The following is a 16,090-nucleotide window of genomic DNA, read 5'->3' on the forward strand; positions in this document are numbered from 1 at the left end:
CACGAATGTCGTCTCGACGAATTGCAAATTGAAGCGTCAGTATGAAATAACCAACAGAAAGTATCAGGGCCGCGGCAGAATACCCAGTGCTGGCGATACCAACATAGCGCGGCAACAATGCCACCGGGACAAAAATAGCTGCATACAAAAGAGCAATGATCCCGGCTGTCATCCCCGTTTTCGAGCTGCCTGGAAGCATTCGCAGACCAGCCGAGTTGTACTCATGCCGGTAAATCCAGCCGATAGCCAGGAAGTGGGGGAACTGCCATACAAAGAAAATAGCGAACAACGCAAACGCCGGCGAATAATCCGGGTTGCCGGTTGCCAGCCAGCCCAGGGCGGCAGGCATGGCACCAGGAATCGCGCCAACCGTGGTACAAACTACGCTGTGTCGTTTCAGCGGAGTATACCCAACAACGTAAATCAACATGGTTAGCAACGATGCAATCGCGCAAAGCATGTTTGTGGAAAAAGTAAGGGTCAGAAAACCCAGAATCGCTGCGGCTGTTCCCAAACAGAGAGCTTCAGCCACACCAACGACTCCCGTGACCAATGGACGACTGGAAGTTCGGGGCATTAAAGCATCGGTGCCGCGTTCGAGCGTCTGATTGAGAATGCTTGAAGCTGCCACAAACAGGACGATACCCAGACTGGCCATGACCGCCTGAAACCAGTCAATCGTGGAATTGCTTGCCAGTACGAAACCCACCATCACAGAGACGGCTGTCATCACCGCTATTCTCGGGCGACAGAGCACCGCATACGCGGCGAGCTTTTCTCGATTGAGCAGACGACGCGCTGTATCAACTGACAGTTTTCCGGAAACAATCGCAGTCTCAGAAGAATAGATCGAAGCACTGCTCATGCCACATCCCCTTCCGCAATTGACGGTATTGCACTACGGGAGATCGACAAAGATGAAATGCGTCCGTTCTGCACCAGGCGAGCCACCAGACAGGCACTCACCGTGGAACTGCAAAGCAAGAACATTCCGCAGACGGTATGTGATGAGCAAACAACAGCCTGAGCAAGCGAACCTGATGTGGCAACATACCCCAGCCAGGGGATGCCAAGACGGGTAGCATACGCACCCAAACCCAGAAGAATCTGAAGATGCAATGACCCCATCAGCAGCCGTGCAGCGAGGTTCAGTGATGGAACGCTGGATCTCCGCAGGGAACCTATTGCAATCAGGCTGGCAAGCGTCACAAGCACAGCGCCGCCAATGTGTTCATACAGAAGAAAATGCAGATGGCGAAAACAACTGCCCAGAATGTATTGAGCAAAAACCAGAGCTGGCAGTACAAGCACGATGATCGCCGACGAGGCAGTCATTGAATCATCGCGTTCGTAAACCACTTTCTTCCAATGATCCGAAGAAAAAAGCACGAAACCAGCGCACAAACAGAAGAACATAGCGCCAGTGATGCTGTGCAGCATCGCAAGCAATTGTCGATCCATCAGCACTCTGGCTCCACCAAGCAAACCCTGCCCAATTACAGACAGCAGAATTACGATGGAGTAGACCCGTGCCCATCGGATGCTGGTCATGCGGAACGTCGCAACAACGAACAAAATACTGCTGAACCCGAGAAGCATACCGGCCAGTCGATGGCCATGTTCAGTGAACTTATCCGGGTTGGCCAGATCCTTCAGCCACGGATACAACAACATGTTTTGACCGTCGGAGGTCGGCCAGTCTGCGAAGGCCATTCCTGCTTTTAATGTTGTCACCAGCGCACCCATCGAAATCGGCAGAAGGGCCAGCCCACACAGGAGCAGCGCCATCCGGCGAATTGATTTTGGAGGCTGGAGGTCAGAAGCAGTCACTTAGTTTGGGCCAAACTGGAGGAGACGAGCGCGGAACGATCTAGTGAGCAGGGGACGGGGATGGCACGCCCTGCGGATGTGGCGTGGTTTGCAATATGAAATCCTGTCCAAGGGCCTCAGCTTCCGGAGAAGAATACTCATATGGGCCACGGTAGCAGACGGGCGGCTCATCAAAGTTGCCATGTCCCGGCGGAGATGGCGCTGACCATTCCAGACCATTTGCCCCCCAGGGATTGCGTCCAGCCTTTTCTCCGAAGAAGAAGCTGTAGGCGAAATTGCCCAGCAGAAGAAACTGGGCAACGCCCATCAGAATTGCTGACATTGTCATCAGCTGATTCATCGGCAGAAGGTGTTCAAGGTACGGATGCAGATAAGGATCCGCATATCGACGGGGCATACCGGCAATGCCAAGCAAATGCATCGGGAAGAAGGTACCATTGAACCCGATGAATGTCAGGAAGAAGTGGAGCTGTGCCACTTTGTCGTTCATCAGCCGCCCGAACATCTTGGGAAACCAGAACTGAATGCCGGCAAAGACTCCGAACAGAGTCGCTCCGAACAAGACGTAATGGAAGTGGGCCACAATGAAGTAGGTGTCGTGGAAATAGACATCCACCGGGACAGCGGCCATGAAGATTCCGCTCAGGCCACCCACGATAAACATGGATACAAATCCGGCACAGTTCAGCATGACTCCATTGAATCGCACCTTTCCGTCCCAGATCGTTCCGATCCAGTTGAAAGTCTTGATGGCCGATGGAAGAGCGATCATCATGGTTGAGGTCATGAACGTCATGCCGAGAGCGGGATTCATGCCGCTCGTGAACATGTGATGTCCCCACACAATGAATCCAAGGCCGGCAATTGCAGCCATGGAATATACCATTGGCTTATAGCCGAAGATCGGTTTTCGGCACATACAGGCCATCATGTCAGAAACCATACCCATCGCGGGCAGAAGCATGATGTAAACCGCTGGATGGGAGTAGAACCAGAACAGGTGCTGCCACAACAAAGGCTGGCCGCCACCGACCGTTGGAGCTGCATTATTCACGATGATCCCGGACGGAACAAAAAAGACGGTTCCCAGCATTCGGTCCGCCACCAGCATGAATCCTGCTGCGGTCAGAACCGGCAGTGCAAACGCCTGAAGGATGGCTGTAATGAACATGCTCCAGATTGTAAGTGGCATTCGGAACAAGGTCATCCCGGGAGCACGCATGTTAATGATGGTGGTCATGTAGTTGACCGACCCCATCATGGATGAAACACCAACGAGGGTCAGGCCGAAAAGCCAGAATGTCTGAGCTGATCCGGATCCGGGAGCCGCCTGTACCAGGGCACTCAACAATGGATAAGATGTCCAGCCACCAGCTGGTCCTGCGGTGGCCCCTCCGACAAAGAAACTGATTCCAAAGCAGAAAATTGCGGGCCACATGAACCAGTAGCTGAGCATATTCAGCACCGGAAACGCCATATCATCAGCACCGATCTGCAATGGGATCAGGAAGTTCCCAAACGCTCCTGCAAGAACCGGAATGATCACAAGGAAGATCATCACAGAAGCATGCATGGTGAAAAGCATCGTGTAGAACTCAGGACTAATCTGACCACCTTCACCTGTGAACAGCCCGAAGAAGGCACCCAGAAAAGGCATGTTCTCCCAGGGAAAGGCCAGTTGCCATCGAACGGCCAGCGCAAGCGCTCCGCCAACCATCAACATCAGCAGAGTCGTGACAAGAAATTGAATCCCAATGACCTTGTGGTCAGTCGAGAATACGTACTTCTGTACGAAGCTCAGCTCGTGATGGCCGTGTGAATGGCTGTCGGCATGATCATGGCTTTCCAATGCCGGACTCGCAGTAGCCATTGTCTATCTACCCTTCGGAACAATTCCATGTAAAACATGAACGATGAAATAATGTGCAGACCGTTGGTCTGAAATATTAAGCCAGGTTACTCAGATTCAGATTCTTCGCGGAATCCATCTTCGTCCTGCTGAGCCCGCAGGTCCACCATGTATTGTGCCACAGCAGCCTTCGATTCAGCGACGATCTTTGCACGCATTTTATAATGGCCCCAACCACAGAGCTCTGCACACACAATGTCGTATTCGCCAGCCTCAGGAATCTCAAACCAAACGGGAATGATCAGACCAGGAACAGCGTCCTGTTTAAGACGCAGTTGAGGGGCGAAGAATGCATGCTGCACATCCTGGGTTCGGAGGTTCAGTTTGACCGGATGCCCGGTTGCAACGTGGATCTCATTGACCCAGTACAGGTCACCTTCTGCAGGTTCATCCTGCAGTTCAGTACCCGGGGCTGGATAACGAATCCTCCACTCGAACTGCCGAGCCGTCAATTCGGCGGCGGAACCTTCGGCAATGGTCTCTTCCGGATAGAATGACTGAACTCGGTACTCAGCCCAGACGTCCATCTGGTACAGGGCGATAAAAACAAGCACGAACGCCGGAACAATAGTCCAGATCAATTCAAGGCTGTGGCTACCGTGCGAGAAATGCGCCTTTGAGCTGTCCTCTTTGGTGGCACCCTTCCAGAGTACAAATCCAAGACCAGCCTGAGTGCCGATGAAAACGACCGTCACAATGGCAAGGATCAGATAGAAAAGGCCTTCGATCCGCACACCAATGGGAGACTTGGCTTCACCAGGAAACCACCAACCACGATCGGGGGCAATCCAGCAAACGTAGAGCGCAAGGATGGGCCAGAATAGAAAGAAAAGAGCCCAGAACTTTTTCACGAGAGAACTCCGAACGATTCAGTCAGCCATCCCTGCCAATCACGGAAGGAACGGTTGAAAACATCAACAACACCGGGCAAACAATCAGCACTCTACTCTGCAGCCGCATCCGTTGAAGCCTGCCCCGAGGCTCCTGGTTCAACTTCAAACGGAATGCTCAATACATAATTCACGACATGCCAGATGTCTTCATGCGGAACACTCTTAAAGGAGGGCATCCGCGTACCTTTGATTCCTGCATGAAGACGACAGAATAAGTCATATGGACGACGCCCACCGCGGAAAATCCCCTGAGTGAGCACTCGTGGCTGATTGACGTTATCCCAAACATCGTGCAAGCCAGGCTCCGGGTAAAGCTCATTGGTAACGGGATTCTTTTCGTAGATTGTTGTCTGTGGCCCATCCCCGCGGCCGTAAATCCCGTGACAGTCTGCACAGTTTAAAGTCTTGCTCAGGTAGAGCTCGCGACCCCGACGGCGGGATTCAGGCGAGTCAGGTATCCGTGGAATTGACGGAGCCACCAACGCTTCTTCGTCATTTGCTGTGGACCAGCTTTCGGCCAGTTCGTCGCCGATGTCATTCACATACCCGGGCAGATCATCTGCCATGAACGTTTTCAGTTCTGAAATGATGTCGCTGCGGCTTTCTCCACCCTTCACTCGATTCGTCATCGCCGTGAGGCTGTAGTCCGAAGAGAGTTCATTGACAACCTTACGCTCGAACTCGCCACGAATTGCAAGGAATCGAACATACTCCACCAGCGAATGGATTTCATTATCCGCAAGCAACAGGAACGATGGCATGTAAGTACCGGGGATCCCCTGACGAAGGACGCGGGTCAAATCGTCGCGGCTGACTTTTGCCTGATCGTTGGTTGTCGTGAATTTAAAGACCCCATGGCGGTAATCGCGGGGACGCGGATAAAGATACTGTGCGGTCGGACCATTGCCATCACCACTGGTTCCGTGGCAGTGACTACAATGACGCTGGTACAGGCCACGTCCCATCTTCAGGTTGTCGCCGGCACCGATTGAAACAATATCCCCGGGTGCTGGAGTCTCTGGCAGTGCGTTTGAAAGTGTGGCCGTTCGGGAAGCGGCATCCCAACGCAGTACAGATGCAACCTGTCCGCTGCAGGATCCATTGACGAACTGTACGAGCGACAATTCCTCCGGAATCAGATCCTCGCTTTCGAACGCCAGCGTGACTTCTTTGATCGCCGCGCCTCCCTCCGGAAAGGACTCCACAGTTCCCGTGAAACCGCCGAAATCGATTGGAAGCTTCTGCCAGGCACGAAGATTCTGTGGGTCACCGAATCGTTCATCAACGAGCTTCTTCACCCCCGGTGACTCTTTGAATCCTGTCTGAGCTTCGCTGACCAGCGATAGCGTTCGATCGCTGTAGACGAAAGATGATTCAAGTCCGGACTTAGAGCATCCCGTGACCAGAATGAGCGACATTGCGATCGCAGAGCAAAACCGAAAATGACTGGAAGTCTGCGACATCCCAAAAACCTCAAATCAACAACTGAATAGTTCAGAATTTGAAACCAACAAGTAAGTTTCAGCCGACTAGTTCAAGACGAATCTCGAAGAAGGTACCTCGATGACCACGCTGTTTGTCGCGTCGGACTGAATCGTAACTTCATATTTACGCTCTATGAAATTACCGTCAACAGATTCGTGCCATAACGCCAACTGATGTTTGCCGGCAGGCAAGTCTGCAATCGTGAACTTCCCGCCATCCTGTGTAACCGCCGCGTACGGATGATCAATTGGCAGGTGCCAGGCTTTCATCCAGCCGTGATAGTCACATGTCACAGCGATTGGTGCTGACTCAGCTCGACGATACTGGAAATTCAGAACACCTTCTCGATCATTCGGAGCGACCCCGGAGTTGACCGAGTCGTTCTTCTGAGGGTACGTGTGAGTATTGTGGGCAACCGCATCGCCGCTGAGCACGCGGAGTGTGCGTCCCGTCGGAACAATCAAAGCGTGGGGCTTAAAGCGACAGCCTTTCTGGTCGAAAATGATGTCGTCGCCACCGGCCTCCAGGCCTTTGCCGCCTTTGGGAGCCTTCGATAAATACACGAATACGTTCTCAATTCCGTTGTCACTGCCAAGAACGAACTTGTCGTCGGGCACATCAGTCTCTGCACAAACTTCCTTATCTTTAACGTCCGCACCTGCGGCAATCAGTGGAGCCACAACAGGCGCGGTACCTGTCAGCACGATTCGACCTTCCAGTGTGCCGAAGCCACTGCCACCTGAAGAACTGGACGCTGTCGGAGCCGCCCCCTCCACCTCTCCGGCTCCCTCATCGGACCCGGAGCCGAAATCCGGGGGCAGCACTGTCACTTCCGGAACAACAGAAGCACCGCCGCCGTACTGACCACAGCCGCTGACAAATGCTGTCAGGATGAATGCGAGAGTTGAAAATTCAGAGAGTTTCATTTGTAGAACCGGTAGATTGAATTCGAGCAAGTGAGTTCTTACGCTTTGCGAATTATTCCGCCCCGGCTGCGGGATCAGCCCCGGGAGAGGCTGCCGCCGGATTCTCGTAAACAATCGGGCCAACGTTTTCCATCAATTGCGGATAGTTCAGGAGTGCATCGCGAACACCAATATTCTGGCTGCCCGGGTCACCGTTGAACAATTCAGGAAACTGAGTCGAGTTGTTCTTTGGGAAGTTTTGGGGCATTGAAGTATAAGGTGTGATCCATTTCGGATTGTAAATCCAGAGCTGTAGCCAGTCTGAACGCAACCGCTGATTCACAACATTCAGATTTGGTCCCTGAATGTCTTTCGCAGGATCAGATACTTTGAATTTCCGCCCGCCAAGGGAATGGCACTTCACACAGAGCGGACCATTTAAAGTCTTCCAGGATTCCGTTAGATAGTCTTCACCTTCTTCAAGAAGCCCGGCATGCACGGCAGCCGCTTGCTTTGAAGCGATGTAGTCCGGATCCGCAGGCTCATTCTCCTGATATGGGAAAGGAACACCATCTACAGCTGCGAAGTAGTTGGCGAGAACCCGGGCTTCTTCCGGTGACATATTGAACCTGGGCATACGCAGAACGGTCGTGTAGCGAATCTTTCCCGGCTCAAGAAGGAAGTTGTAAAGCCAGTCTGTCTGTACTTTAAAACCTTCCTGGATCAATGGTGGTGGAGACGATTGCCATGCAAGGAATCGATTGCCACCTGTGCGGGTCTCCATAAGCTGTTCGACAAGCGATTCAGCAAACGCACCACCCCTAGCCGGCTTATAGTCAATCAACTGAGATTGAGGCACGGTGATACGAGCACCTGGAAGCAGGCGTTTGGAATCATCCCCTTCGCCGAAGACGGCCGTTTCCCACAAGTCAAAGCCATGCTCCTGGAATTCCAGGTCTTCCTCCGGATCAGGGTACGAATACCGCAACCCGTGAAAAGTAGCGATGGGTAGCTGGACCTTCTCGTCGTCAACTACAAATTCGCTCGTACTGCCGGTCAGTGCGGCCCTTGGTGGTCGCATTCTGAGCAGCAAATTTAATGCTTCTTCGTAGTCACCGCCGCCAAGTTCTGTCGCGTAGAGCTCGTCCAGATTTGCGCCGAAGGTAATCTGCGGCAGATCAACCATATGACACCCAGTGCAGTTGTACTTCGCGAGAAGTACCTCACCCTGAATCCTAGTGTTTTCACGTTCATCCGGAGTGTAGACATATTCGGAGGCTGGAGGATCAGCGACAAGCCCGAGGATGAACGTAGCAATTGCTTCAATTTCGTCCTCTTTCAGGGGGAACTTTGGCATACGCAGCCGGTCGTCATAACCCTTGGTCTCGGTCTTCATGTAGTCGTAGCTGCGGGGAGCTCGAAGTTTCTGCCAAATGAAGCCCGGCCGGCCGTGATGGAGAATGCTGTCGTAGAAATATGCTGCACCAAGCTCTCGATCTTCCTCTTCAGCAGAAGAAAACTGCCCCTTCTCCACGCCACCCGCGACAGCACTCTTGTAAGCCTGTTCCACTCGCTCCGCTGTTGACGCGAAAGTTGAATCCGCGGGTTCACCATGGTGGTGCAGGAATTCTTCAATATGCTCAAAGCCAAGTTTACTGGTATCTTTTCTACCCCAGTCCTGAAGAGCCACACCAATCGGACGTGCCAATTCGTAACCAGGAATGTCGTGGCATGCATAGCATCCGTACTTGCTGACGGTCTTCCGCCCGACGTATTCGAGCTTGCGAGCACGCCATTCAGCCGGGTCAGTTACAGCAGACCCATCATCCGTGGCCAGGGAGATTTCATCACCGACAACGTCTGCCAGCTGACGTGGATAAAGCCCGGTTTCAATAATGGAAGATGCCTTCTGAGCACTAAACGATTTGCTCAGGTACATTGCTACAAGTTCATCAACGACCGCGTCATTTACCTCTGCGGATGGATACTCCCCTGGTTCTCCCTGCGACAACAGAAACGCAGTGATGTCGGCCGCAGGGTCAATCTGAGTTGTACCATCTGTGTCGGTGTAGGACTCAAGGTACAGGTTTGGCATACGGGTCTTCGCATGGTAGCGGTCCGGCTCCCGAATCCAGGTGTAAAGCCATGTCGAAAACGCAGGATTGTCTGTGTCCCGTTTCGCTTTCAAATGAATGTCACTGATGTTGGGACCGAAGTCGGCCTTTGACGATTCCACGGCAGAATGAGTATGGCAGGCCAGGCATCCTCGTTCAGAGAAGAGCTGTTTTCCACGTTCTGCATTCGCCTGATAGCCATCCGCGGGCTTCAATGTCTCCAGTGGCTGCGAAACATTCAGCAACAGCGATGCGATCCCGGCGAGCTCAGCGGTCTGATACTTGGCTGCTTTCTCGTCCTGCTGATTCGTCAGGTTGAAGAACTGAGGCATACGAGTAGAAGGACGGAATCGACCTGGAATTTCTGTCCAGTACTCAATCCAGGGACGCGTCGTCTTCTCAGCGATGTGCCTGAGGCTTGGCCCCACCTTACGCATTTTTCCGGCGACCTGTCCCGGATCAGCGGCAATTCGAGCTATCTCTTCCGGAGTCTGTGGCTCGAGACGCAAATCAGGACCAATGGCGAGCCCGGCATCATAACCATGAATCTCGTGGCACCCGAAGCAACCATACTGCTTGACCAGTTCGAATCCGCGCGAGACCTTTGGTGCTGAAGATCCGAATCGTGGATTCACCGCCAGCTCTGTCACATTGTGATGGCATTTAATGCAGGTCGATTCGCGGAATCGCTCTGGCTGCATTGGATACTCCCAAAAGTGATTCGGGTGATATCCATATTCCTTTTCCCACTCATGAGCTGCGAATGGATCGTTCGGAGTGTGCTCTGCATTCCCGAAACTGGTTCCCGACCCCTGCCCTTCATGACAGATGGTACAGCCAAACTTCGAGACAGGATGCGGACTCGAAGCTGTACAGAACAATTCATGATTCGGGTGCGTTGAAAATGGCTGTGGGAAAGAGTTTTCCGCCACCCATTCGTGAACATCAGCAGCTTCGGGACTTCCCTGAGGAAATGCCGCAACATTGCCCGCCGCGGTCTTATCAATATTCAGGTGACAGGTTCGACAGCGATCAAATCTCGCAATCTGAGTCATCCCAAGCGTCTGATGGAGATTAGGCAACCAGTCCTGAACGACTTTCAAATGAGAATTGAAGCCATCAATGATCGGCCATTCCATCATGGAGCGTTTGATGCTCGAAATTGTTTCGGTTGGCTTGATATTCTCCAACGCTACGCGGATTCGATCAGCCTCGCCGACAACTTTGTCCAGCTCCGCCTGCACGGAATCACGATCGGCAGTGAGCTCTTTCAGACTGTCCGTTGTGACCCGAACAAGTTCCTTCGCCTCATCCAGGATCTTCTGAGTTTCATCACATTCAGCTTGTCGCTCTTCGAAGGCCTCCAGCAGACCCTGAAGTGATTCAGACGCGGCCCCGGAGGCTACCGCGAGGTCGTAGTCGCTGCGAGCTTCATCGCGGATTGAATTCTTTGCTTTCAGCTCGACTTCGAGACGATCAACTTCACGGGTTTGCTGATCCTGCTCCGCAAGCAGCTCATCCAGCTTCGCTTGTGAGTCTGACAGCTTCGACTGGGCTTTGGCGACTTTCGCTTCCAGATCCCGGATGCTTTTCTTGTAAGCCTCCGATTCGACGGACTGCAGGTCCTTTTCCTTCACTGCTGCCTCCAGATCAAACTGGGTCAGCTGGTACGCACGCCACTCGTCTGCCTGGTCCTGCTTCATCATCAGCAACACAGACAGGAGCAGCACAACACTGCTGGCAGCAAAAACCAGGTGCAGCGTTCTTTGATTCCAACGAAAATGATCAGATGCTGGCATGATTATCTTGGGCCTTTGCCCTGCACACGTTTACCGATCGAGATTGACAACGAGAGCCCGGTGCTGAAGCGATCAGATGTTAAAGAAGTACTCAGGAATCCCCACGATGTACTTCAAACTGAACGCCCAGCGCAGAAGCATCTTGATTGGCAGGACCGCCATCCAGAGAAGCAAATTGGAGAACACCAGAAAACGCAGCACACCCATTCGCACAAAGTATTTCCGCAGCAGAGTGATACCGAGAATCGGGGGAAGAACGAGGAAGTAAGCACCCGTCAGGACAATCCCCGGAAGCTCCCGAAGAAGGATCGACGCCACACTACTGCCCTTGGGAATTCCCGGAAGACCTGGCAGGCTCCAGAATATCTCACTCAGGTTGACGTTGTTGGCTGCCTTGACCTTATGGACATCCCAGTACTCGTAAATCCCGAAGAAGTTCCAGTTCGGACCACGCAGAAATGTCCCCAGCACGATGAGCGCGACCCAGAGGGGCAGAAACCGGAAGAGGAATGTGGTGACGGCAAACGACCGCTGCTTAAAGGTGTAGTAACCATTCCCGGACTTGTTGAAATCGATATAGGGGACGGCCATCAGACCACCAAGGATAATGCTCGGAAGCACAACCCCGGCCAGCCATGGGTCGAAGTAAACAAGCATCTCCTGCAAACCAAGGAAGTACCAGGGAGCCTTGGAGGGATTCGGTGTCTTGACTGACGAAGCAGGCTCTTCAAGCGGTGCTTTCAGCGCGATACCCCAAAAAATCAGAACGGCGGTCAGCACAACCATGCAGATAAGTTCTGTATAGACCAGATCCGGCCAGACCAGAACTTTTTCATTATCTTCCTGCTCAAACAGAGGCCGGCCTTCTGCGATTCTTCGATCGTTATCCACTGACCGACGAAAGTAGATCCAGGTGAAGAACGCCACAATGAACAACATCGCAACGATAGGCACGTTGTCGGGCTTACCGACAATCTGACGGAAGTCGTAATCGGTCAGGCTCAACCCCATAAACAGCAGCGAAAGATTCAAGCCAACCCAGGCAACTGTCGGCCGCGTCCACCACTCCCGAAGAGCAATCATCAATCCAAAGGCGACAATTGACAACACAAAGTAGATCACAGGATTCGAGAAGTTGGCGTCCACAAAATCCTTAAAGAAGGATGGCAGACGAATCAGGAACGTGTCAGGACTGCCAGCACTGGAAAAGTGAGCAGCGCTCAGCATCAGAAGGATAGAGCTCAGCACAGCCCACACAGTCGCCCGGGGCACCCCATTGCCGTACTCACCATCCGTCTTATAGCTGCGAATCGTCCAAAGGAGATTCATGGCAAACAAGACCAGGTAGTACCAGCCAAGACCGGTCAAAACACTGGAAGTTACATCTGGAAAGTGATTAAGCATTGAAAGAAGCTCAGCGCTAGACGCACACAACTAGACCCAAAACACAAGTCCACCCCAAAGCAACAATGCTACAGAGGCTGGCTGATGCCACCATCTTTTCGCACGCGCCAGAAGTGGATTGCGATCAGACCGCTCACCACTACAGGAATTGCAACGCAGTGAAGGATATAGAATCGATTCAGAGTGGCCTCACCGACAAACCTTCCGCCAAGCAGCAGAAACTTCGCGTCAGAAGCATTCGTAATCAGTTCGTAACCGCTCGTATTCAACAGCTGGAAACCAGGACCCTCCAACCCAAGGAACGGGGTGGCTCGAGCCATATTGGAACCAACCGTAATAGCCCAGATCGCCAACTGATCCCACGGCAGGAGATAACCGGTAAACGACAACAGCAGCGTCAGCACCAGCAGCAACACACCGATCACCCAATTGAACTCCCGCGGAGGCTTGTAACTTCCCGTCAGGAACACTCGATACATATGCAGCCAAACTGTAATCACCATCGCATGGGCACCCCAGCGATGAATTTCCCGCATAATCCCGAGTGTCTGCACGTCACGCAGCGCCTGAATATCATAGAATGCCCACTCCAGAGTCGGGCGATAGTAGAACATCAAAAGCACACCGGTGATAGCCTCTACCAGAAACAGAAAGAAGGTAATGCCCCCCATACACCAAGTGTACGACAGAGCAATCCCCTGCTGCTTCACAGACACCGGATGCAGATGCAGAAAGAAGTTTGTCAGCATCACCACAACGCGATTACGGCGATCTGTGGGCGCCGGATGCCGAAAAACACTCTTCCAGATCTGGGAGTTACGGATGTAGTCGCCAACAGACACTGGCAGATCCTTGGACTAGAAATCAGCTACAAAACACAAACAGAAAAGCGATGCGACCGAACGTCAAATCAACCAACAGGAACGAAGCATGACGGATTCGACCACTGACCCAGCTCCTTCTGGAACTTGAGCCCCTTGTCAACCTCCAGCATACCGTCCTCAGCAAGCCGCAAACCAAAGCGTTCCAGCGGGCGAGGCGCCGGACCCTCAAAGTTCACCCCGCTCTTGTAAAACCCCGAGCCATGGCAAGGACACTTGAACTTCTGCTCGCCTTCCAACCAGTTGGGGGTGCAGCCAAGATGCGTACAAACAGTGCTCAACGCATAAATCTGCTGAGCCCCATCAACCTCTGCATTCACAATCCACACACCAAACTGGGCCTGCCACTTCGTAGAAACAGCACCCGGAGCATAATCGTTGGGAGGCCCGATCTTGAATCGGGTTGGCGGCTCGACAAGCACGTTCGGCATCATAAACCGAGCAACGCCGGCAACAGCCGTCAAAGCTGCACCAGAGAACGCTACCCATGCGACAACAACAGGCGTGCACAAGACCGCCAGAAAGTCAGCAAGGACACCACGACGGGGAACAGCCGCAGAAGAAGCCTTCGCGGGCAACGGTCTGGACGGCAAAGCCACCGGAGGCTTAACCTCACCGCCAGCAGAGACCTCTCGAGCCTTGCGAATCATCTCGGCAGGAGACAAGCCCGCCGGAACAGCCTTCGCAGGCGCGGGTGAACCAGCCCCCTCAGACTCTGAATCCGCAGACTTCGCAGCCGCAGGCTTAGCCGCCGCACCGCCACGAATCGCAGCCATAATATCAGACGGGCTCTTTGGAGCCGCACCGCCTGAAGCCGCACCACCCGCACCGGCTGCCCGAATCTTATCCAGCGGACTCCCACCAGCAGACGCAGGAGCAGCCTTCGCTCTGGCCGCGGCAAGAATATCTGCCGTCGAAGACGGGGCCGGAGCCGGAGCCTCAGGAGCTGCACCAGCCCCGGAAGCCTCAACAGCGGGAGCATCATCCTTTGGGGCACCACCAGAGGCACCACGGATCTTTGCGAGAATATCGTTTGTCGAGGGCTTTGGGTCAGTCATGCAACTTTACCAGCACAGTGTCAGCGACAGCGGGAACGTCAACATCCAGTGGATCCCGGCGGTGCTCTGAATGTGTTCAAATCTGAATGTGTTCAAAGCAGTGGATCTCCGCGAGCCAACCGCATCCACGCATAAAGCAAAAATGAGGACTGAGATGGGTTCTTAAACAGGCCCACTCAGAGTCGCAAAGAGTCGTCCAATCACCGGTGCAACCAGGGAAATTGCTAGTCCCAAGTTGCGAATCGCCCAGAGGTTACGAAGGATTCTGCACCTTATCGACTGGAGTGACAAGCCGGGTGAAAACAGACCAATTTCTTTTCTCGAAGGCAGGAAGCTCCACGAGTGAAGTTCCGCTCTGCGGGAAGTTTTCCACATTCACCATTCGCGCTTCAGTTGCGGAAAATCCGGGGCTCCACATGCGTCTCCAAAATAGAACACGGGCCTGAATTTCTCCAGACCCGTGCAGCATTTGAGACCCCGAACCCTCAGCCCGTACGCTGAGCTGTTACGAGATTGTTCCACCGAAGACTGCCGTGTCGCCAAGTAATTCTTCGATACGAAGAAGCTGGTTATACTTGCAGATTCGATCGGTGCGGCTCGCAGAGCCAGTCTTGATCTGGCCGGTACGGAGAGCAACGGCGAGGTCCGCAATGGTATTATCTTCGGTCTCACCGGATCGGTGGCTCATCACTGCCGTGTACCCATTCGCGTATGCGAGCTGCACAGCCTGGATGGTTTCGGTCAGAGTGCCGATCTGATTGACTTTCACCAGGATGCTGTTTGCAACGCCTTTGTCGATACCTTCGCTCAATCGCTTGCTGTTCGTTACGAACAAGTCATCACCGACCAGCTGGATTCGATCGCCCACACTGTCAGTCAACGCCTTCCAGCCCGCCCAGTCATCCTCAGAGCAACCGTCTTCGATAGAGCAAATTGGATACCTCGACACCCAGCTGTCAAGCAGGGAAACCATTTCCCCCGAATCCATTTGCCTGCCCTCAAACGTGTACTTGCCCGTCGCTGAGTCGAAATACTCAGTGGCCGCACAGTCCAGAGCAATCTTAATTTGCTCCCCGGGGCGATACCCGGCATTCTCAATGGCCTTCAGGATGACAGAGATTGCTTCCTCGTTGGTCTTAAGGTCAGGGGCGAATCCCCCTTCGTCCCCAACGGCCGTGCTCAGCCCCATCCCGGAAAGCACTTTTTTCAGGCTGTGGAAAACTTCAACTCCGGCACGCAGTGCATCGCTGAATCGGTCAAAGCCAAGCGGCATGACCATGAATTCCTGCATGTCGATACCGTTGTTAGCGTGAGCACCACCATTGATGATATTCATCATCGGAGCGGGCAGACAGTTCGCGCCAATGCCGCCCACATAACGAAACAGCGGCAGATAGCTTGCCTTCGCAGCCGCATGAGCGGCAGCCAGTGAGCACGCCAGGATGGCATTTGCCCCCAGGCGGCTCTTGTTCTCTGTGCCGTCCAGTTCCAGCATGGCGGCATCGATGGTGGCCTGATCGGTCACATCCATGTCGATCAGAACATCTGACAGCTCTTCATTGACATTTCGGACGGCCTGCTGGACCCCTTTACCAAGGTACCGGCTCTTGTTCTCTGCATCTCGCAGTTCGCAAGCCTCGTGTGCCCCTGTACTTGCGCCGCTGGGCACGGCTGCGCGGCCGATAGTGCCGTCCTCAAGCTGGATGTCGACTTCGACCGTTGGATTGCCGCGGCTGTCCAGGATCTCGCGTGCGTGCACTGCGGAGATAGCAACTGACATGGATAGGATTCTCCCTTGTTGAATAACTCAGA

The 16,090-nt window shown here is 53.5% G+C and carries 11 protein-coding genes; all 11 read right to left on the reverse strand.

Features of this window, described 5'->3' with window-relative positions; genetic code table 11:
- The coding region (locus R3C20_25730) for a protoheme IX farnesyltransferase (GenBank protein MEZ6043906.1) at positions 1 to 865 on the reverse strand (865 nt) is incomplete at its 3' end.
- The gene (locus R3C20_25735) at positions 862 to 1,788 is read right to left on the reverse strand and encodes a COX15/CtaA family protein (protein ID MEZ6043907.1); all 927 of its coding nucleotides are present in this window, start codon (positions 1,786 to 1,788) and stop codon (positions 862 to 864) included. The genes R3C20_25735 and R3C20_25730, both read right to left, overlap by 4 nt.
- Positions 1,789 to 1,870: 82 nt before the next feature.
- Positions 1,871 to 3,700 (reverse strand): cbb3-type cytochrome c oxidase subunit I, encoded by a 1,830-nt coding sequence (locus tag R3C20_25740; protein ID MEZ6043908.1) that lies wholly within the window; start codon positions 3,698 to 3,700, stop codon positions 1,871 to 1,873.
- An 86-nt stretch (positions 3,701 to 3,786) separates the two neighbouring features.
- Positions 3,787 to 4,590: a cytochrome c oxidase subunit II gene (locus R3C20_25745; protein MEZ6043909.1), complete on the reverse strand. Its 804-nt coding sequence runs from the start codon at positions 4,588 to 4,590 to the stop codon at positions 3,787 to 3,789.
- Between the two features lie 92 nt (positions 4,591 to 4,682).
- Entirely contained in the window at positions 4,683 to 6,050 is a 1,368-nt protein-coding gene (locus R3C20_25750; protein MEZ6043910.1) for a cytochrome c, read from the reverse strand.
- Between the two features lie 111 nt (positions 6,051 to 6,161).
- On the reverse strand, positions 6,162 to 7,043 hold the full coding sequence (locus tag R3C20_25755) for a hypothetical protein (GenBank protein ID MEZ6043911.1): 882 nt from the start codon (positions 7,041 to 7,043) through the stop codon (positions 6,162 to 6,164).
- A gap of 52 nt (positions 7,044 to 7,095) precedes the next feature.
- Positions 7,096 to 10,935 (reverse strand): c-type cytochrome, encoded by a 3,840-nt coding sequence (locus tag R3C20_25760; protein ID MEZ6043912.1) that lies wholly within the window; start codon positions 10,933 to 10,935, stop codon positions 7,096 to 7,098.
- 72 nt (positions 10,936 to 11,007) lie between these two features.
- A complete protein-coding gene (locus tag R3C20_25765; GenBank protein ID MEZ6043913.1) occupies positions 11,008 to 12,339 on the reverse strand; it encodes a hypothetical protein in 1,332 nt (443 codons plus the stop codon).
- Positions 12,340 to 12,407: 68 nt separating this feature from the next.
- Entirely contained in the window at positions 12,408 to 13,181 is a 774-nt protein-coding gene (locus R3C20_25770; protein ID MEZ6043914.1) for a cytochrome b N-terminal domain-containing protein, read from the reverse strand.
- Between the two features lie 68 nt (positions 13,182 to 13,249).
- The gene (locus R3C20_25775; protein MEZ6043915.1) at positions 13,250 to 14,278 is read right to left on the reverse strand and encodes a ubiquinol-cytochrome c reductase iron-sulfur subunit; all 1,029 of its coding nucleotides are present in this window, start codon (positions 14,276 to 14,278) and stop codon (positions 13,250 to 13,252) included.
- 505 nt (positions 14,279 to 14,783) lie between these two features.
- A complete protein-coding gene (gene eno / locus R3C20_25780; protein MEZ6043916.1) occupies positions 14,784 to 16,058 on the reverse strand; it encodes a phosphopyruvate hydratase in 1,275 nt (424 codons plus the stop codon).
- Positions 16,059 to 16,090 lie beyond the last annotated feature (32 nt).

Source organism: Planctomycetaceae bacterium (assembly GCA_041398825.1).
In the GTDB taxonomy this organism is placed as follows: Bacteria; Planctomycetota; Planctomycetia; order Planctomycetales; family Planctomycetaceae; genus F1-80-MAGs062.